The organism is Streptomyces sp. NPDC034099, assembly GCF_055575415.1.
Genome location: NZ_JBVISR010000017.1, coordinates 70,226 through 87,993 on the forward strand (window position 1 = coordinate 70,226; position 17,768 = coordinate 87,993).

General features: G+C 71.6%; 14 protein-coding genes. 3 read left to right on the forward strand and 11 right to left on the reverse strand.

Annotated elements, in window-relative coordinates; genetic code table 11:
• Positions 1-100: 100 nt before the first annotated feature.
• Positions 101-2,224 (reverse strand): ATP-binding protein, encoded by a 2,124-nt coding sequence (locus ACZ56V_RS34550; protein WP_398914905.1) that lies wholly within the window; start codon positions 2,222-2,224, stop codon positions 101-103.
• Positions 2,225-2,476: 252 nt separating this feature from the next.
• Here ACZ56V_RS34550 and gabT point away from each other — a divergent pair, with 252 nt between their 5' ends.
• Positions 2,477-3,811: a 4-aminobutyrate--2-oxoglutarate transaminase gene (gene gabT, locus ACZ56V_RS34555; protein WP_398914903.1), complete on the forward strand. Its 1,335-nt coding sequence runs from the start codon at positions 2,477-2,479 to the stop codon at positions 3,809-3,811.
• Positions 3,812-4,209: 398 nt separating this feature from the next.
• On the opposite strand, the gene ACZ56V_RS34560 is transcribed toward gabT, so the two are convergent.
• On the reverse strand, positions 4,210-5,022 hold the full coding sequence (locus tag ACZ56V_RS34560) for a tetratricopeptide repeat protein (RefSeq protein WP_468947550.1): 813 nt from the start codon (positions 5,020-5,022) through the stop codon (positions 4,210-4,212).
• Positions 5,023-5,066: 44 nt separating this feature from the next.
• Here ACZ56V_RS34560 and ACZ56V_RS34565 point away from each other — a divergent pair, with 44 nt between their 5' ends.
• Entirely contained in the window at positions 5,067-5,774 is a 708-nt protein-coding gene (locus ACZ56V_RS34565) for a phosphatase PAP2 family protein (RefSeq protein ID WP_468947552.1), read from the forward strand.
• Here the strand turns inward: ACZ56V_RS34565 and ACZ56V_RS34570 are convergent.
• From ACZ56V_RS34570 to ACZ56V_RS34605, 8 genes are all read right to left on the reverse strand, one after another.
• On the reverse strand, positions 5,713-7,530 hold the full coding sequence (locus tag ACZ56V_RS34570; RefSeq protein WP_468947554.1) for a chitinase: 1,818 nt from the start codon (positions 7,528-7,530) through the stop codon (positions 5,713-5,715). The genes ACZ56V_RS34565 and ACZ56V_RS34570 overlap by 62 nt on opposite strands.
• Positions 7,531-7,642: 112 nt before the next feature.
• Positions 7,643-8,101, reverse strand: coding sequence for a hypothetical protein (locus ACZ56V_RS34575; protein ID WP_398914896.1), 459 nt, complete (start codon positions 8,099-8,101; stop codon positions 7,643-7,645).
• A 129-nt stretch (positions 8,102-8,230) separates the two neighbouring features.
• Positions 8,231-9,658: an NAD(P)/FAD-dependent oxidoreductase gene (locus tag ACZ56V_RS34580; protein ID WP_467384641.1), complete on the reverse strand. Its 1,428-nt coding sequence runs from the start codon at positions 9,656-9,658 to the stop codon at positions 8,231-8,233.
• 34 nt (positions 9,659-9,692) lie between these two features.
• Positions 9,693-10,505, reverse strand: a complete 813-nt coding sequence (locus tag ACZ56V_RS34585; protein WP_356365749.1) for an ABC transporter permease — start codon at positions 10,503-10,505, stop codon at positions 9,693-9,695.
• Positions 10,506-11,435, reverse strand: coding sequence for an ABC transporter permease (locus tag ACZ56V_RS34590; RefSeq protein ID WP_398914892.1), 930 nt, complete (start codon positions 11,433-11,435; stop codon positions 10,506-10,508).
• Positions 11,435-12,601: an ABC transporter ATP-binding protein gene (locus ACZ56V_RS34595; RefSeq protein WP_467384671.1), complete on the reverse strand. Its 1,167-nt coding sequence runs from the start codon at positions 12,599-12,601 to the stop codon at positions 11,435-11,437. Before ACZ56V_RS34595 ends, ACZ56V_RS34590 begins: the two co-directional genes overlap by 1 nt.
• Before the next feature lie 5 nt (positions 12,602-12,606).
• Positions 12,607-13,854: a polyamine ABC transporter substrate-binding protein gene (locus ACZ56V_RS34600; protein ID WP_468947556.1), complete on the reverse strand. Its 1,248-nt coding sequence runs from the start codon at positions 13,852-13,854 to the stop codon at positions 12,607-12,609.
• Positions 13,855-13,909: 55 nt separating this feature from the next.
• Positions 13,910-15,445 carry a gamma-aminobutyraldehyde dehydrogenase gene (locus ACZ56V_RS34605; RefSeq protein WP_467384646.1) on the reverse strand — a complete coding sequence of 512 codons (1,536 nt, stop codon included), beginning with the start codon at positions 15,443-15,445 and terminating at the stop codon, positions 13,910-13,912.
• Positions 15,446-15,647: 202 nt separating this feature from the next.
• Between ACZ56V_RS34605 and ACZ56V_RS34610 the strand changes: the two genes are divergently transcribed.
• The gene (locus ACZ56V_RS34610) at positions 15,648-16,238 is read left to right on the forward strand and encodes an NADAR family protein (protein WP_467384648.1); all 591 of its coding nucleotides are present in this window, start codon (positions 15,648-15,650) and stop codon (positions 16,236-16,238) included.
• Between the two features lie 72 nt (positions 16,239-16,310).
• Here ACZ56V_RS34610 and ACZ56V_RS34615 read toward each other — a convergent pair whose 3' ends face one another.
• Positions 16,311-17,642 (reverse strand): class II 3-deoxy-7-phosphoheptulonate synthase, encoded by a 1,332-nt coding sequence (locus tag ACZ56V_RS34615; RefSeq protein WP_467384650.1) that lies wholly within the window; start codon positions 17,640-17,642, stop codon positions 16,311-16,313.
• Positions 17,643-17,768: the final 126 nt, after the last annotated feature.

Below are 17,768 nucleotides of genomic sequence, written 5' to 3' on the forward strand. Positions count from 1 at the left end.
GTGTGGAGTCCGTGTGATCTTTTGGCCGCCGCGTATGAACGACCTGTGTCGATTCTGCCTCACTGTACGGTCCCGGGTGCCCGCCCGGGGACCGTACGGCTCACCCGCGCAGATCCACCAGCAGGGGTGGCGCGTGCTCCCCCTTGACGCTGGTCAGCGACAGCACCGCGTGCCCGGCCGGCACGGCGTGCGCCAGCTCGGAGGCCGACCAGCGTTCCCGCTCGACCTGCCGCACGGTCACCGCGCGCGCGGTGGGCGCCTTGCCGGTGATCACCCGGCGGAGCATGTGCACGGCCTTGCCCGCCGGGGTCTCGGCGATGATCTGCCGGTCGGTGACGTCGCGGGCCTCGGTCCACTCCTTGCCCCACACCTCGGCGAAGTCCTGCCCGTCCCAGGGGGTGAGTCCGGACAGCGCCATCCGGCACCCGATGGCCCCGAGCAGCGGCCCGCGCAGCGGGCGCGGCACGTCGTCCAGGGTGCGCAGGGTCAGGACCACGCCGGCACCGGCCGAGCGCAGCCGCTGCACGCCCCGTACCGCCTCCGGCGTCACCACGCCGCTCGCGTCGTCCAGCACCAGGCAGGCGAACAGCGACCGGTCCTCCCGCGTCGAGACGCTCGCCGTGAACTGGGCGAGCACCAGCCGGGCCAGCATCCGGGAGGCGTCGGCGTGACCGCGCTGCGGCAGGTCGATGCGGACCCGCACCGGATGGTCGAGGGCCTTGAGGGAGAAGGGCCGGGACTGTCCCGAGGTGTCGAAGAAGGGGGCGAAGGCGGGCCGGTCGAGCAGCGCCACCCGGTCGGCCAGGACGCCGCCCAGGTCGCCGGGCCGCTCCAGCTGGCGTTCGCGCGCGTCCAGCTCGCGCAGCAGGGAGTCCTGCCCGGCCGCGCGCAGCCCCTCGCGCAGTTCGGCCAGCGGTCCGGGCGCGCCCTCCAGCAGCTGCCGCAGTTCCGGCACGCCGGGGAAGCGGCCGTGGACCGCGCGGAAGGGACCGAGCAACTGGGCGAGGACGGTGGTGGAGCGCCGGGTGTCGCCGCCCTGGTGCTGCTCGGTGAGGTCGCCGGCCAGGGCCTCCGCGAGGACGACGGCGGCCTCGTCCGGGTCGGTGGTGCCGCCGTACAGGTCCAGGTCGTACACGGAGTCCGGGTTGCCGATCCGGACGACGACGTCGTAGGCGTCGGCCGGGCCGAGGTCCGCGCCCGCCGCGCCGACCACGACGACCGCGGCGCGCCCGGCGAGCGCGTGCAGGCACAGCGACTCGGTGAGCGGACGCACCAGGCTGCCGGTCTTGCCGGAGCCCGCGGGTCCGACGGCGAGCAGGGAGGTGCCGAGCAGGTCGGGCCCGAGGGCGAGACCGGCGCCGCGGTAGGCGTAGGGGTTGCGGGCGTCGTCGGCGGCCGTGCCGATGCGCACCTGGCCGGTGACGAGGTCGTGCCGGGCCTGCCGGGCGGGCAGGTCGCGGGCGCCGGAGGGGTGGGGGCAGGCGGCGGAGCCGTGGCTGAGCACCGCACCGGTGAAGGTGGCGAGGCTGTGCCGTCCGCGCTGCACGCCCTGCCAGGCGCGGGTGATGCGGGCGTGGTCGACGTCCCGCATGAGCCCGGAGCGGGCCTCCGCGGCGAGCCGTTCGGCGGCGTCGTGGGCACCGGCGGCGCGGAGTGCGGGCCAGGCGGCGGGGTCCTCCTCGGGGGCGGGCGCGGGGCCCGCGCCGGGGGCGGCGCGGCGCCAGGCGGGCGGGCCGTAGCGCCGCCAGATCTCACCCCAGCGGCCGAGCCGGCCGACGGCGACCATGATGATGCCGGCGATCAGGACGTAGTAGGCGTAGACGACCACGACCGAGGCGAAGCTGTGGGGCTCGGCCCAGGAGTCCGGGATCATCGCGTAGAGAGGCAGCAGCCACCAGCCGCCCAGGTAGCCGTTCCAGAGCAGCGACCAGATCAGCCAGCCGACCAGGAAGGCGATCACCGCGCCGCTCAGCAGCTGGCGGCCCGGCACCCGCTCGGGCTCCTCGTCGGGCCGCGGCCGGTGCCCGAACCGCCACACGCCGGGCAGTGCCTCGGGGCGCGGGGTGCGCAGCCAGGTCAGGAAGGCCGAACCGTCCGAGACCCCGGGTGCCCGCGTCGGCCGTGGCGGCACCGCGGGCGCCGCGGGCACCTCGGGAGGACCCGCCGGACGCGGCACCGGATTCGCATGCGTGCCCCGCGCGTCCCGGGTCCCGTCGCCGTCCATCGCCCTTGCCCCCTGACCAGCCGCTCCGTCCACCATCAGCGAGCCAATCTAACGCCCTCCCAAGGGGAGTTCACCGCTTACGCGGCCGGGCTCGCGCCGACGTGTCCATATGTCGCCGTTCCCGGCACCTGTCCATGTCGGACAACCGGCCGCGCGGACAACGCCCACATGGAGCATGCCCACCCCACCGTGCCGGTCCTAGCCTGCGAGAAAAGAAGGCAAGCGTTCGTCCGCAAGACCCCAGGAGCCCCCATGACCGCAGTTCCGCAGGAGCGCCGCGTCGTCACCGCCATCCCCGGCCCGAAGTCGCGGGAGCTGCAGGCCCGCCGTACGGCCGTGGTCGCGCAGGGGGTGGGCTCCACGCTGCCCGTGTTCGTCGCGCGCGCCGGCGGCGGTGTGATCGAGGACGTCGACGGCAACCGTCTGATCGACTTCGGCTCCGGCATCGCGGTGACCTCCGTCGGCGCCTCCGCCGAGGCCGTCGTACGCAAGGCGTCCGCGCAGCTCGCCGACTTCACCCACACCTGTTTCATGGTCACGCCGTACGAGGGCTACGTCGCCGTCGCCGAGGCGCTGGCCGAGCTGACGCCGGGCGACCACGCCAAGAAGTCGGCCCTGTTCAACAGTGGCGCCGAGGCCGTGGAGAACGCGGTCAAGATCGCGCGTGCGTACACCAAGCGGCAGGCCGTGGTGGTCTTCGACCACGGGTACCACGGCCGGACCAACCTGACCATGGCGCTGACCGCGAAGAACATGCCGTACAAGCACGGCTTCGGTCCGTTCGCGCCCGAGGTGTACCGCGTTCCGGTCGCCTACGGCTACCGCTGGCCGACCGGTGCTCGGAACGCCGGTCCGGAGGCCGCCGCCCAGGCGATCGACCAGATCACCAAGCAGGTCGGCGCCGAGAACGTGGCCGCGATCATCATCGAGCCGGTGCTCGGCGAGGGCGGCTTCATCGAGCCGGCCAAGGGCTTCCTGCCCGCGATCAGCCGGTTCGCCAAGGACAACGGCATCGTCTTCGTCGCGGACGAGATCCAGTCCGGCTTCTGCCGCACCGGTCAGTGGTTCGCCTGCGAGGACGAGGGCATCGTCCCGGACCTGATCACCACGGCCAAGGGCATCGCGGGCGGTCTGCCGCTGTCCGCCGTCACCGGCCGCGCCGAGATCATGGACGCCGCGCACTCCGGCGGCCTGGGCGGCACCTACGGCGGCAACCCGGTGGCGTGCGCGGGCGCGCTCGGCGCCATCGAGACGATGAAGGAGCTGGACCTCAACGCCCGGGCGAAGGAGATCGAGGCGGTCATGAAGTCCCGCCTGTCCGCCATGGCCGAGAAGTTCGACGTCATCGGCGACGTCCGGGGCCGCGGCGCGATGATCGCGATCGAGCTGGTCAAGGACCGCGAGACCAAGGAGCCGAACCCGGAGGCGACCGCCGCGCTCGCCAAGGCCTGCCACCAGGAGGGCCTGCTGGTCCTGACCTGCGGCACCTACGGCAACGTGCTGCGTTTCCTGCCCCCGCTGGTCATCGGAGAGGACCTGCTGAACGAGGGCCTCGACATCATCGAGCAGGCCTTCACCCGCGTCTGAGCACGAGCGTCGAACGCGCATCTGAGCCGCCTTTCGCACGCCTGGCGGGGCGACCGGCAGAGCGTGTGAAGAACGTGTGCGAGGTGGATGTCAGGACGCCGATGACCCTGTCCTGAGCGCACCCCCTGCCGTAGGTTCTACGCAGATGAGAGATACACCCGCCCACAGGGGACTGTGGGCGGATCATCAGGACGAGGCCTCCCCAGCTTCGACCTGGTCGTGCCTCGCGCACACAACCGGAGCCCACGGGTTCCGGCTTCCTCACCGATCGGACGGTCGCCCGCCCCAAACCCCCCGGGGCGCGCGGCGTTCCGGTCAGGACGGCCGCCTCGGCACTCGGGACGGTGGTTCACCGAAGGGCCGGCACACTCCCCCCCTTGTGCCGGCCCTTCGGTGTTTCACTCCCCCGCCGCTTCCTCCCCGGTGATCCGGGCGAGCAGAGCGCGGGCCTCGCCGGTACGCGGATGGGCCGGGTGCAGCCGCCGCTCGCAGTCGGCCAGCGATCGTCGTACGGCGTCCTCCGCCTCGGCGCGGCGTCCCAGGCCGTCCAGGGCCTCGGCGGTGACCAGGTCCAGGTATCCGGCGGCGTAGCGGGGCGGCGGCGGCAGGCTCCGGCGTACCTCGGTCAGTGCCTCCTCGTGGCGGCCCTGCCCGTTCAGGCTGCGCGCCAGCGTGGCGTGCAGGACGCCTGCGGCGGGTCCGTCCGTCCGGGGCAGGTTGCCGCGGGCCACGGCCTCCGCCTCCTCGTGGCGGGCCAGCCCGCACAGCACGACGGCCAGGTGTCCGAGGGTGTTGACCTCCAGCGCCGCCACCGGGGCGCGGTGGGCGATCCGGTTCAGCTCGCGCAGGATGCCGTTCGCCTCGGTCTCCGCCTCCGTGTACCGCCGCAGGCCGGACAGGGCGACCACGCGGTTGCCGCGGGCGATCAGTCGCAGCATCTGCGAGTTGAGGCCGACCGGCTCCAGTTCCGCGATCAGCGTGTCCAGTTCGTCCAGGGCCTCGGCCGTCCGGCCGTGCATGACGGCCGTTCCGGTGGCCAGTACCCGCGCCTCCCAGTGCGGCGGACGCCTGCGCCAGGGGCGCCGCGGGAGCGCGGCGAGGGCCCGCGCCTCGGCCTCGGCCTCCTCGTACCGGCCCTCCCTGGCCATGGTCCGCAGCCGTACGAAGGTCTTCCCCCACTGGCTGTCCCGTGCCGTTCGTATGCTCGTCACGGGCGGTGAGACTACGCGACGGCGGGCCTGCGAAGCTGGGCGTCATGCCGGTCTCCGTCCCGCCACGCGCCCTGTCCGCCCTCGTCGGGCTTCCCGTGCTCCTGTTCGCGCTGATCACCTGGCAGGTCGTCGCCGACGGCCCGCTGGTCGGGGTGGACGAGCGGCTGAGCGGGGCGCTCGTCCACCCGGACCGGTTCTCCGAGCTGCTGTCCGACCTCGGGAATGTGCAGGTGGCGGTGCCGGTCCTGGTCGTTGCGCTGGCGTACGCGGCGTGGCACGGGCGGGTCAGAGGTGTGGGCCTCTGGTGGCTGCCGCCCCTGGCCGGGGCTCTGGCGATGGTCCTGGTGCCGGCGCTGGTCGCCCCCCTGAAGGAGTGGACCGACCGGCCCGGCACTCCGGCGGTGCCACCCGCGACCGGCTACTACCCCTCGGGCCACACCGCCACGGCGGTCGTCGCGTACGGCACGGCGACGCTGCTGCTGGTCCCGCTCCCGCGCTCACCCGCCGCACGCCGGGCACTGGTCGGGCTGTGTGCCGTACTGGTGCTGGGCACCTCCTACGGGCTGGTTCGGCGGGGTTACCACTGGCCGCTGGACGTGGTGGCGAGCTGGTGCCTGGGGGTGGTGCTGCTGGCCGGGGTCCGGCTGGTGGTCCGCCGGACCCCGGGCGGCGGCCGGACCCCGCCGGGCGTCAGCCGAAGTACGCGTCGAAGTTCTTCTGGAACTCCCAGTTCGCGTAACGGTCCCAGTTGATCGACCAGGTCATCAGGCCGCGCAGGGCGGGCCAGGTGCCGTGGGTGGCGTACGAGCCGCAGTCGGTCTTCCTGGTCAGGCAGTTCAGGGTCTTGGTGACCTCGGCCGGGGAGACGTGGCCGTTGCCCGCGTTGGTGGAGGCGGGCATGCCGATCGCGACCTGGTCGGGGCGCAGCGGCGGGAAGACGTTGTTCGCGTCGCCCGCGACCGGGAAGCCGGTGAGCAGCATGTCGGTCATGGCGATGTGGAAGTCGGCGCCGCCCATGGAGTGGTACTGGTTGTCGAGGCCCATGATCGGGCCGGAGTTGTAGTCCTGGACGTGCAGCAGAGTCAGATCGTCGCGCAGGGCGTGGATGACGGGCAGGTAGGCCCCGGCCCGCGGGTCCTGGCCGCCCCACTTGCCGGTGCCGTAGTACTGGTAGCCGAGCTGGACGAAGAAGGTCTCCGGGGCCATGGTCAGCACGAAGCCGTCGCCGTACTTGGCCTTCAGGGTCTTCACGGCCGAGATGAGGTTGACGACGACGGGGGTCTTCGGGTTCTTGAAATCCGTGTCGTCGGCGTTCAGCGAGAGGGAGTGGCCCTCGAAGTCGATGTCGAGGCCGTCCAGGCCGTACTCGTCGATGATCGCGGAGACGGAGGAGACGAACCTGTCGCGGGCGGCGGTGGTGGTGAGCTGCACCTGGCCGTTCTGGCCGCCGATGGAGATCAGCACCTTCTTGCCGGCGGCCTGCTTGGCCTTGATCGCGGCCTTGAACTCGGCGTCGCTCTCCACGTTCGGGCACTCCGTGACCGGGCAGCGCTCGAAGCGGATGTCGCCGGAGGTGACCGAGGTGGGCTCGCCGAAGGCCAGGTCGATGACGTCCCAGCTGTCGGGCACGTCGGCCATGCGCGTGTAGCCGGAGCCGTTGGCGAAGCTCGCGTGGAGGTAGCCGACCAGGGCGTGGGCCGGGAGGTCGGAGGAGCCGCCGCCGTCGTCCGGGCGCTGGGCGGTGGTCGCCGTGACCGTGGCCGAACGCGCCGACTCGCCCGCGTCGTTGACCGCCGTCACCTGGAAGGAGTACGCCGTCGAGGGGGTCAGTCCGGTCACGGTGGTGGAGGTGCCGGTGACGGTGGCGACCTTGGCGCCGTCACGGTAGACGGCGTATCCCGTCGCGCCCGGCACCGGTGACCAGGACAGGGCGACGCTGGAGGAGGTCACCGAGCCGGCCTTCAGGCCGCCGGGGGCCGCCGGGGGCCGGCCGGTCTCGCCGCCCGGGCCGGTGAGGGAGATGTCGTCGGCGTGGTAGGCGCCGGTGCCGTACCAGCCGTGGGTGTAGACGGTGACCTTGGTGGTCGACGGGCCGGTGCGGAACGTGGTGGTGAGCTGCTGCCAGCCGGGGGCCGACTGGGCCCAGGTGGAGACGTCGGTGGTGCCGGTGCCGCTCGCGCCGAGGTAGACGTAGGTGCCCTGGACGTATCCGGAGAGCGTGTACTGGGAGTCCGGTTTGACGGACACCGTCTGCGCGCAGCGGGCGTTGTCGGCCCCGGCCGGGGTGGCCTTCAGGGCCGTCGTGCCGCTGTGGACGGGTGAGGTCACGGTGGTGCCCGCGGTACAGGTCCAGCCGTCGAGCGCGGACTCGAAACCGCCGTTGCGGGCGAGGTCCGCGTCGGCCGCACGGGCGGCCGACGTGAGCGCGGTCAGGCCGGACACGGCGAGGGCCGCGGCCGTGAGCAGGGTGACGAGGGGGCGACGGGCCAGCGGTCTGGCGTGTTCCACACGTGCGCGTTCCACAAGTGCCTCCGGACATGGGGGAGATGGGGAGGGTGGAGCGCGCCCAATTTGGTCCAGACCAATTCTGTTGTCAACCCCTTGCGCACCTCGCCGCCCGTTACCCCTCGTCCCCCTCCACCGCGAGAGCCGCAGCCGCCTCGTGCATCGCCAGCTCCAGGAGCGAGGGGTCGGTGAGGGTGCCGGTCCCGTCCGGCGGGATCAGCCAGCGGGTGCCTCCGGACGACAGTCCGCCGGGGTACGGCACCACGATCCAGGTGCCGAGCCCGGCGGTCCGGATGCCGGTGCCGACCCAGCGGGCCGCCGTGCCGGCCGGCACGAAGAAGCCCGTGCGCGCGTCGCCGAAGTCGGCGAGCACCGGCCCTGGCTGGTCCAGGACGCGGGAGAGCACGTCCAGGGTCGGATAGCCGAGCCTGCTCGGCAGGATGAGCACGTCCCAGGCCTTGCCGGCGGGCAGCAGCGCGACGCCCGAAGGATCGCGCTCCCAGTCCCGGCGGCAGGACTCGGGATCCGGTGCGACGGATGCCAGCCACGCGACCGCCGTCTTCGCACCAGGCATGTGAAACCTCCCTTTCACTCGTCGACGCGGGGTGCGTCACGAGGGAGAGGGGGGTCTCCCGGCAGCATTACGCGGGTTGTCGTGCCTCGTTGGGGTGAACCGGGTCACACGCCCGCTCACCGGCCCTGCTCAGCTGTCGAAGCCGAGGCCCAGGCGGTCCATTGTCCGCAGCCACAGGTTGCGCCGGCCGCCCTGCGCGTCCGCGCGGGCCAGCGACCACTTGGTGAGCGCGATGCCGGTCCAGGCGAAGGGCTCGGGCGGGAACGGCAGCGGCTTCCTGCGCACCATCTCCAGCTCGGTGCGCTCGGTGCGCTCCCCCGCCAGCAGGTCGAGCATCACCTCGGCGCCGAACCGGGTGGCGCCCACGCCGAGGCCGGTGTACCCGGCCGCGTACGCCACCTTGCCCTGGTGCGCGGTGCCGAAGAACGCCGAGAAGCGCGAGCAGGTGTCGATGGCGCCGCCCCAGGCGTGGGTGAAGCGGACGCCCTCCAGCTGCGGGAAGCAGGTGAAGAAGTGCCCGGCGAGCTTGGCGTAGGTCTCGGGGCGGTCGTCGTACTCGGCGCGCACCCGGCCGCCGTACGGGTAGACGGCGTCGTAGCCGCCCCACAGGATCCGGTGGTCGGCGGAGAGGCGGAAGTAGTGGAACTGGTTGGCGCTGTCCCCGAGGCCCTGCCGGTTCTTCCAGCCGACGGAGGCGAGCTGCGCGTCGGTGAGCGGCTCGGTCATCAGGGCGTAGTCGTAGACCGGGACGGTGTACGGGCGGACCCTGCGGACGAGGTTCGGGAAGATGTTGGTGCCGAGCGCGACCGTGCGGGCGCGGACCCCGCCGTACGGGGTGCGTACGGCCATCCCGGCGCCGTACGGCTTGAGGGTGAGCGCCGGGGTGTGCTCGTACACGCGCACCCCGAGGGCGAGGCAGGCGCGCTTGAGGCCCCAGGCCAGCTTGGCGGGGTGGACCATCGCCACGCCCCGCCGGTCCCACAGGCCGGCCCGGAAGGTCGGGGAGTCGACCTGGTCCCGTACGGCCTCGGCGTCCAGGTACTCGATGCCCTCGGCGAGGCCCTTGCCGCGCAGCTCCTCGTACCACTCCTCGAGTTCGCGGGCCTGGTAGGGCTCGGTGGCGACGTCGATCTCGCCGGTGCGTTCGAAGTCGCAGTCGAGGCCGTGGCGGGCGACCGCCTCCTCGATGGCGTCGAGGTTTCGGGCGCCCAGCCGCTCCAGCTGGTGGATTTCGTCCGGCCAGCGGGTGAGGCCGTTGGACAGACCGTGGGTGAGGGAGGCGGCGCAGAAGCCGCCGTTGCGGCCGGAGGCGGCCCAGCCCACCTCGCGGCCCTCCAGCAGCACCACGTCCCGCCCCGGGTCGCGCTCCTTGGCGATCAGCGCGGTCCACAGTCCGCTGTAGCCACCGCCGACGACCAGCAGGTCGCAGGTCTCGGCGCCGGTGAGGGCGGCCTCGGGGCGGGGGCGTCCGGGGTCGTCCAGCCAGTACGGGACCGGCTGGGCGTCGGAGAGGGATTTCGTCCAGTCGTTGCTGCGGCTCATGGCGCTAGGGGCCATGATTTCAACTCCCTACGAATACAGCTGATGCGCTTTATGCCTTGCGGCGATTCCGGCGGTTGCCGATGACCATGGAGGCCAGGACGAACAGTACGGCGATGACGAACATGGCCGTACCGATGACATTGATCTGGACGGGCGTTCCGCGCTGGGCCGATCCCCAGACGAACATGGGGAAGGTCACGGTCGAGCCCGCGTTGAAATTGGTGATGATGAAATCGTCGAAGGACAGCGCGAAGGCGAGCAGCGCGCCGGCCGCGATGCCGGGGGCGGCGATCGGCAGCGTGACCCGGACGAAGGTCTGGAAGGGGCCGGCGTACAGGTCCTGCGCCGCCTGCTCCAGCCGCGGGTCCATCGACATCACACGCGCCTTGACGGCCGTCACGACGAAGCTGAGGCAGAACATGATGTGGGCGATCAGGATCGTCCAGAAGCCGAGCTGAGCACCCATGTTGAGGAAGAGGGTGAGCAGCGAGGCGGCCATCACGACCTCGGGCATCGCCATCGGCAGGAAGATCAGCGAGTTGATCGCGCCGCGCGCGCGGAAACGGTAGCGGACCAGCGCGAAGGCGATCGCGGTGCCGAGCGCGGTGGCGCCCAGTGTCGCCCAGAGGGCGATCTGGAGGCTGAGCGAGAGGGAACCGCACAGCCCGGCGACTCCGCACGGGTCCTTCCAGGCGTCCGTGGAGAACTGCTGCCATTCGTAGTTGAAGCGCCCGTTCGGTTTGTTGAACGAGAACACCGTGACGACGACATTGGGCAGCAGCAGATACGCGAGCGTCAGCAGTCCGGCGATCACGACCAGATGGCGTTTGAGCCAGTTCTTGGAGGAGGTGACGAAGGCCATTTAAACGAGATCCTCCGTTCCGGACCTGCGGATGTAGAAGGTGACCATGGCGAGAATCGCGGCCATGAGGACGAACGAGAGCGCGGCCGCCGTCGGATAGTCCAGCACCCTGAGGAACTGGGACTGGATGACGTTTCCGATCATTCCGGTGTCGGCCGAGCCCAGCAGGGAGGCGTTGACGTAGTCGCCGGTGGCCGGGATGAAGGTCAGCAGGGTGCCGGAGACGACGCCCGGCATCGACAGCGGGAAGGTGACCCTGCGGAAGACCGTCGACGGCTTCGCGTACAGGTCCCCCGCCGCCTCGTGCAGCCGGCCGTCGATGCGCTCCAGGGAGGTGTAGAGCGGCAGGATCATGAAGGGCAGGAAGTTGTACGTCAGACCGCAGACCACCGCGAGCGGGGTGGCCAGCACGCGGTCGCCGGACGTCCAGCCCAGCCAGCTGGTCACGTCCAGGACGTGCAGCGTGTTCAGGGCGCCGACCACCGGCCCGCCGTCCGCGAGGATCGTCTTCCAGGCCAGGGTGCGGATCAGGAAGCTGGTGAAGAAGGGCGCGATCACCAGGATCATGATCAGGTTCCGCCAGCGTCCCGCGCGGAAGGCGATGAGGTACGCGAGCGGGTAGCCGAGCAGCAGGCACAGCACGGTCGCGGAGGCGGCGTAGGCGACCGAGCGCAGGAACTGCGGCCAGTACTCGGACACCGCGTCCCAGTAGGTCACGAAGTGCCAGGTGACCTTGTAGCCCTCCTCCAGCGAGCCCGTCTGCACGGAGGTCGAGGCCTGGTAGACCATCGGCGCCGCGAAGAAGACGACCAGCCAGAGGATGCCGGGCAGCAGCAGCCAGTACGGCGTCCAGCGGCCCCTCTTGCGCGGGGGCTTCTGCTCGGGCGCGGCCGGGCTCAGCGGCGGTGGCGCCTCGGTGAGGGTGGACATCAGGCGGCCTCGCCCTCGGCCACACCGGCGTCGATGTCCTGGTCCGCGTCGAGCCCGAAGGTGTGCGCCGGGTTCCAGTGCAGGACGACCTCGGCGCCGGGCGCGAGGCGGGCGTCGCGGTCGATGTTCTGCGCGTAGACCTCGAACTCGGGGCAGGCGGCGCAGTCGATCACGTACTGGGTGGAGACGCCGATGAAACTGGTGCTGCCGATCCTGCCGGTGATGCGGTTGCGGCCCTCGGGGACGGAGCCCGCGTCGTCGGCGTGGGTGAGGCTGATCTTCTCGGGGCGGACCCCGACCAGGATCTTGTCGCCCGCCTTCGCCGGCGCGGAACACCGGGCGCCGGGCAGCACCAGCTTGTCACCGGCCGCCTTCACGACGACGTCGTCGCCGCTGCGGGTGTCGACCTCGGCCTCGATGAGGTTGGAGGTGCCCAGGAAGTTGGCGACGAAGGTGGTCCTCGGGTTCTCGTACAGGTCGGCGGGGGCGCCCAGTTGCTCGACGCGGCCCGCGTTCATCACGGCGACCTGGTCGGCCATCGTCATGGCCTCCTCCTGGTCGTGGGTGACGTGCACGAAGGTGATGCCGACCTCCGTCTGGATGCGCTTGAGCTCCAGCTGCATCTGGCGGCGCAGCTTGAGGTCGAGGGCGCCGAGGGGTTCGTCGAGGAGCAGCACCTTGGGGTGGTTGATCAGGGCGCGGGCGACCGCGACGCGCTGCTGCTGGCCGCCGGAGAGCTGGTGCGGCTTCTTGCGCGCCTGCTCGCCGAGCTGCACCAGGTCGAGCATCTCCCCGACCTGCTTCTTCACGCTCTTGATGCCGCGCCGGCGCAGACCGAAGGCGACGTTCTCGTAGATGTCGAGGTGCGGGAAGAGGGCGTAGGACTGGAAGACCGTGTTGACCGGCCGTTTGTAGGGCGGCAGCGCGGTCACGTCCTGGTCGCCGAGGTGGACGGTGCCGCCGCTCGGCTCCTCCAGTCCGGCGATCATGCGCAGGGTGGTGGTCTTGCCGCAGCCGGAGGCGCCGAGCAGGGCGAAGAAGGAGCCCTGGGGCACGGTCAGGTCGAGCGGGTGCACGGCGGTGAAGGAGCCGTAGGTCTTGGTGATGCCGGCCAGGCGGACGTCGCCGCCGCCGTCCGTCTGGTTCTTCGTCGTATGCGTCGTCATCGTCGTCACGCCCCGGTGAGCTTCGCGAACTTGGCTTCGTATGCCGTCTCTTCCTTCGCGCTCAGGGAGCGGAAGGAGTGCGACTTGGCCTGCATGGCCTTGTCGGGAAGGATCAGCGGGTTGTTCGCCGCGTCCTCGTCGATCTTCGCCAGGTCGTCCTTCACGCCGTCGACCGGGCAGACGAAGTTGATGTAGGCGGCGAGTTCCGCGGCCGGTCCCGGCTCGTAGTAGTAGTCGATGAGCCGTTCGGCGTTCGTCTTGTGCCGTGCCTTGTTGGGGATCAGCATGTTGTCGCTCGACGTGACGTAGCCGCTGTCCGGGATGACGAAGTCGATGTCCGGGTTGTCCGCCTTGAGCTGGACCACGTCACCGGCCCAGGCCAGACAGGCCGCGAAGTCGCCCTTGCTGAGGTCGGACGTGTAGTCGTTGCCGGTGAAGCGGCGTATCTGACCGCGGTCGACGCCCTTCTGGAGCCGGGCGACCGCGGCGTCGTAGTCGTCGTCGGCGAAGCGGGCCGGGTCCTTGCCCATGTCGAGCAGCGTCATGCCCATGGTGTCGCGCATCTCGGTGAGGAAGCCGACCCGGCCCTTGAGCTTCGGGTTGTCGAGCAGGTCGGAGACCGTCCTGACCTCGATGCCGTCCAGGGCCTTCTTGTTGTAGGCGATGACGGTCGAGATGCCCTGCCACGGGTAGGAGTAGGCCCGGCCGGGGTCCCAGTCGGGGCTGCGGAACTGGGGCGACAGGTTGGCGAAGGCGTGCGGCAGGTTGGCCGGGTCCAGTTTCTGGACCCAGCCGAGCCGGATCAGGCGGGCGGCCAGCCAGTCGGTGAGGACGATGATGTCGCGGCCGGTCTCCTGGCCCGCGGCGAGCTGCGGCTGGATCTTGCCGAAGAACTCGCTGTTGTCGTTGATGTCCTCGGTGTAGGTGACCTTGACGCCGGTGCGCTGGGTGAACGCCTCCAGCGTCGGGTGCCGGCGGCCGCTCTCGTCCACGTCCATGTACTCGGTCCAGTTGGAGAAGCGGACCTGCTTCTCCTCCTTGGAGTGGTCCTCGGCGGAGACGCCGCCCTCGGTCTTGCCGGCCGCCGGGATGCCGCAGCCGGTCAGGAGGCCGAGACCGCCGACGGCGAGCGCGCCGCCCGTGGAGGCGCGCAGCAGCGAACGGCGGGTGAGGGCGGCCCTGCCGCTCCTGAGACTGCGCCGCGTGGCGGCCACTTGGGCCGGGGACAGGCGGTCTGGCTCGTACTGCTCCATGCGCGTGGTTGCCCTTTCGGGTGGGTCGGCCGTGGTCGGCGGCCTGGCGTGATGGCTATCGGTCCCCGAAGACGGTGCGGTGCCAGTCCTTGGCCGCCACCGCGGTGTTGTCGAACATGACGTGCTTGACCTGCGTGTACTCCTCGAAGGAGTAGGCGGACATGTCCTTGCCGAAGCCGGACGCCTTGTACCCGCCGTGCGGCATCTCGCTGATGATCGGGATGTGGTCGTTGATCCACACGCAGCCCGCCTTGATCTCGCGGGTGGCGCGGTTCGCGCGGTACACGTCCCGGCTCCAGGCGGAGGCGGCGAGTCCGTACGGCGTGTCGTTGGCCAGCCGGATGCCCTCGTCGTCGGTGTCGAAGGGCAGCACCACCAGGACGGGACCGAAGATCTCGGACTGGACGGCCTCGCTGTCCTGGGCGGCGTCCGCGATCAGGGTGGGCCGGTAGTAGGCGCCCTCCTTGAGATCGCCCTGCGGTGCCTCGCCGCCGCACACCACGCGCGCGTAGGAGCGGGCCCGGTCGACGAACCCGGCGACGCGGTCGCGCTGGACGTGGCTGACCAGCGGGCCGAGGTCGGTGCCGGGGGCGAAGGGGTCGCCGACGCGGACGGTGTCCATGAGGGCGGCGGTCTGCTCGACGAACGCCTCGTACAGGGGCTGCTGCACGTACGCGCGCGTGGCGGCCGTGCAGTCCTGGCCGGTGTTGATGAGCGCGCCCGCGACCGCGCCGTGGACGGCGGCGTCCAGGTCGGCGTCGTCGAAGACGAGGAAGGGCGCCTTGCCGCCCAGCTCCAGGTGGAGGCGTTTGACGGTGGCGGTGGCGACCTCGGCGACGCGCTTGCCGACGGCGGTGGACCCGGTGAAGGAGGTCATGGCGACATCGGGGTGGGCGACGAGGTGCTCGCCGGCCTCCCGTCCGGTGCCGCTGACGATGTTGATCACGCCGTCGGGGATGCCGGCCCGGGTCGCCGCCTGGGCGAACATCAGGGAGGTGAGCGGGGTGATCTCGGCGGGCTTCAGCACGACGGTGTTGCCCGCGGCGATGGCCGGCAGGATCTTCCAGGCGGCCATCTGGAGCGGGTAGTTCCAGGGCGCGATGGACCCGACCACGCCGATCGGCTCGCGCCGCACGTACGAGGTGTGGTCGCCGGAGTACTCCCCCGCCGACTGGCCCTGGAGGAGGCGGGCGGCGCCGGCGAAGAAGGCCGCGTTGTCGACCGTGCCCGGCACGTCGAACTCACGGGTCAGCTTCAGCGGCTTGCCGCACTGCAGCGACTCCGCGCGGGCGAAGTCCTCGGCGCGGTCGGCGAGGACGGCGGCGAACCGGTGCAGGGCGTCGGAGCGCTCGCCCGGGGTGGCGCCGGCCCAGCCGGGGAACGCCTCCCGCGCGGCGGCGACGGCCGCGTCGACGTCGTCGGGACCGGCGAGTTCGTAGGTCAGGACGTCCGCGCCGGTCGCCGGGTCGACGACGGTGTGCGTCCGTCCGGAGGTGCCCTGGGTCAGACGGCCCGCGATGTACTGGGCCCCGTCCGCGAAGCGGTCCTGGGCCGGGAATCGGTCCGGGGTGGCGTTGCCCGGGTTGTGCATGTCGGCTCTCCTCGGTCTCCCCGTGGCGGGGGCCGGCGTGGCTCAGGCTCGATGTGAGTGCCGATCCTGACAGAGCACTAGGCCCCCAACAAGTGATTCCGTTGTTGCCATTTGGTTACGCGACGGAATCTGTCGACCAGGTGTCGAGTCGCCACGGAAAAGGACGGACGGAGTGTCAGTGGCGCGTGCCACACTCGCATGCATGGACAAGATCACGGGGGCGGTCCGGAGGGCCGTGGAGGGCATCGACAGCAGGGAAGCGCTGGTGGCGCGGGTCCGGGCGGGCGCGCGGATCAAGTACCTGTGCTTCTGGGGGCACCGGCCGCTCCCGGACGGTAGGCTCGGGCCGGGCTGTCTGAGCCAGTGGTGGCCGTCGCCGTTCACCGTGGCCGGGGTGGAGTACGCGACGGCCGAGCACTGGATGATGGCGGGCAAGGCCCGACTCTTCGAGGACGCGGAGGCCGAACGGCGGGTGCTGGCGGCCGCTCACCCCGCCGGGGCGAAGAAGGCGGGCCGGCTCGTGCGCGGTTTCGACGAGGCGGTGTGGGAGCGGGAGCGCTCGCGGATCGTGGTGGAGGGCAGCGTCCACAAGTTCGACTCGGACCCGGCGCTGCGGGCGTTCCTGCTGAACACGGGCGAGAGGGTGCTGGTGGAAGCGAGCCCCGTGGACCGGGTGTGGGGCATCGGCCTGGCCGCGGACGACGAGGCGGCGCGGGACCCGGAGCGCTGGCGGGGGCCGAACCTGCTGGGCTTCGCACTGATGGCGGCCCGGGAGCGGCTGAGAGGAAACTGAGCAGCATCGCGCCCCCTGCGGCCGGCCGACGCGGCCGTCGGCTCGGCCGAGGGGGCGCCCCGGCGGGCGGGCTCAGCCCGCGCGGTACCACTCCGCGAGCAGGAAGGCCAGGTCCAGCGCCTGTGCGTGGTTGAGGCGTGGATCGCACGCCGTCTCGTACCGGTACGGCAGGTGGTCGAGGCCGACGGTGCTGCTTCCGCCCAGGCACTCGGTGACGTCGTCCCCGGTGAGCTCCAGGTGGACGCCTCCGGGATGGGTGCCGAGGGCGCGGTGCACCTCAACGAAGCCCCGGACCTCGTCGGCGATCGCGTCGAAGTGCCGGGTCTTGTGACCGCTCGGTGCGACGAAGGTGTTCCCGTGCATCGGGTCGCAGACCCAGCAGACGAGGGCGCCCTCCGCGCCGACCTTCTCCACCAGCGGTGTCAGCAGATCCCGGACCCGCTCCGCTCCCATCCGGACGACGAAGGTCAGCCGGCCCGGCTCCCGGTCCGGGTCGAGCCGGTCGACGTACCGCAGGACCGTGTCCGCCGTCACGTTCGGACCCAGCTTGACGGCGACCGGGTTGCGGATGCCGGCCGCGTAGTCGATGTGCGCGCCGTCGGGCCTGCGGGTGCGTTCCCCCACCCACAGCAGATGGCCGCTGGTGCCGTAGCTCCTGCCGGTCTGCGGATCGGTGCGGGTCAGCGCCCGCTCGTAGTCGAGCAGCAGCGCCTCGTGGCTGACGTGGAACTCGGCCGTGGCCAGGGTGCGGGTGTCGCCGCCGCAGGCGCGCAGGAAGGCGAGCGCCCGCTGGATCTCGTCGGCCAGGCGCTCGTAGCGCCACCCGCTGGGCGCGGCGGCGACGAAGGCGCGGTTCCACTCGTGCACCTGCGCCAGATCGGCGAAGCCACCGGTCGTCAGCGCCCGCACCAGGTTGAGCGTGGTCGACGACGTCTCGTACATCCGCAGCATCCGGGCCGGATCGGGGGTACGCTCGCTCGCCGAGAAGCCCGGCGCGTTGACCGCGTCCCCGCGGTACGACGGCAGTCGCACGCCGTCCCGCTCCTCGAACGCCTGGGACCGGGGCTTGGCGAACTGTCCGGCCATACGGCCGACCTTGACCACGGGCAGCGACGCGCCGTGCGCCAGGACCACCGCCATCTGCAGCAGGGTGCGCAGCTTGCCGGCGACCGACTCCTGTGTCGCGGTGGCGAACGTCTCCGCGCAGTCACCGCCCTGGAGCAGCAGGGCCTCGCCCCGGGCGACCGCGGCGAGCCGCGTGCGCAGTGTCTCGCACTCCGCGGGGAAGACCAGCGGCGGCGCCGCGGCCAGCTTTCCGGTGGCCTCACGCAGCCGCTCCGGGTCGGGCCACTCCGGCTGCTGTTCGGCCGCCGGTCGCGGACCTGTTCCGTGTTCCGACGCCATTTCGGCTCCCTCGGTTTTCCTCGGCCACGTACCGGAGATCTCACTTCAATCGCCGGCCGCATTTCCGTCAAGCGCATGCGGAGTTGGACCGGCCGCGCACGACGGAATTGGTCTGGCCGTCCGCAC

What these genes read in the sequence shown, in the direction of transcription:
- gabT (WP_398914903.1), top strand. Translation starts at nt 2,477, where the DNA reads ATGACCGCAGTTCCGCAGGAGCGCCGCGTCGTCACCGCCATCCCCGGC.
- ACZ56V_RS34595 (WP_467384671.1), bottom strand. Translation starts at nt 12,601, where the DNA reads ATGACGACGCATACGACGAAGAACCAGACGGACGGCGGCGGCGACGTC.
- ACZ56V_RS34565 (WP_468947552.1), top strand. Translation starts at nt 5,067, where the DNA reads ATGCCGGTCTCCGTCCCGCCACGCGCCCTGTCCGCCCTCGTCGGGCTT.
- ACZ56V_RS34600 (WP_468947556.1), bottom strand. Translation starts at nt 13,854, where the DNA reads ATGGAGCAGTACGAGCCAGACCGCCTGTCCCCGGCCCAAGTGGCCGCC.
- ACZ56V_RS34580 (WP_467384641.1), bottom strand. Translation starts at nt 9,658, where the DNA reads ATGGCCCCTAGCGCCATGAGCCGCAGCAACGACTGGACGAAATCCCTC.
- ACZ56V_RS34605 (WP_467384646.1), bottom strand. Translation starts at nt 15,445, where the DNA reads ATGCACAACCCGGGCAACGCCACCCCGGACCGATTCCCGGCCCAGGAC.
- ACZ56V_RS34615 (WP_467384650.1), bottom strand. Translation starts at nt 17,642, where the DNA reads ATGGCGTCGGAACACGGAACAGGTCCGCGACCGGCGGCCGAACAGCAG.
- ACZ56V_RS34575 (WP_398914896.1), bottom strand. Translation starts at nt 8,101, where the DNA reads ATGCCTGGTGCGAAGACGGCGGTCGCGTGGCTGGCATCCGTCGCACCG.
- ACZ56V_RS34550 (WP_398914905.1), bottom strand. Translation starts at nt 2,224, where the DNA reads ATGGACGGCGACGGGACCCGGGACGCGCGGGGCACGCATGCGAATCCG.
- ACZ56V_RS34590 (WP_398914892.1), bottom strand. Translation starts at nt 11,435, where the DNA reads ATGTCCACCCTCACCGAGGCGCCACCGCCGCTGAGCCCGGCCGCGCCC.
- ACZ56V_RS34610 (WP_467384648.1), top strand. Translation starts at nt 15,648, where the DNA reads ATGGACAAGATCACGGGGGCGGTCCGGAGGGCCGTGGAGGGCATCGAC.
- ACZ56V_RS34585 (WP_356365749.1), bottom strand. Translation starts at nt 10,505, where the DNA reads ATGGCCTTCGTCACCTCCTCCAAGAACTGGCTCAAACGCCATCTGGTC.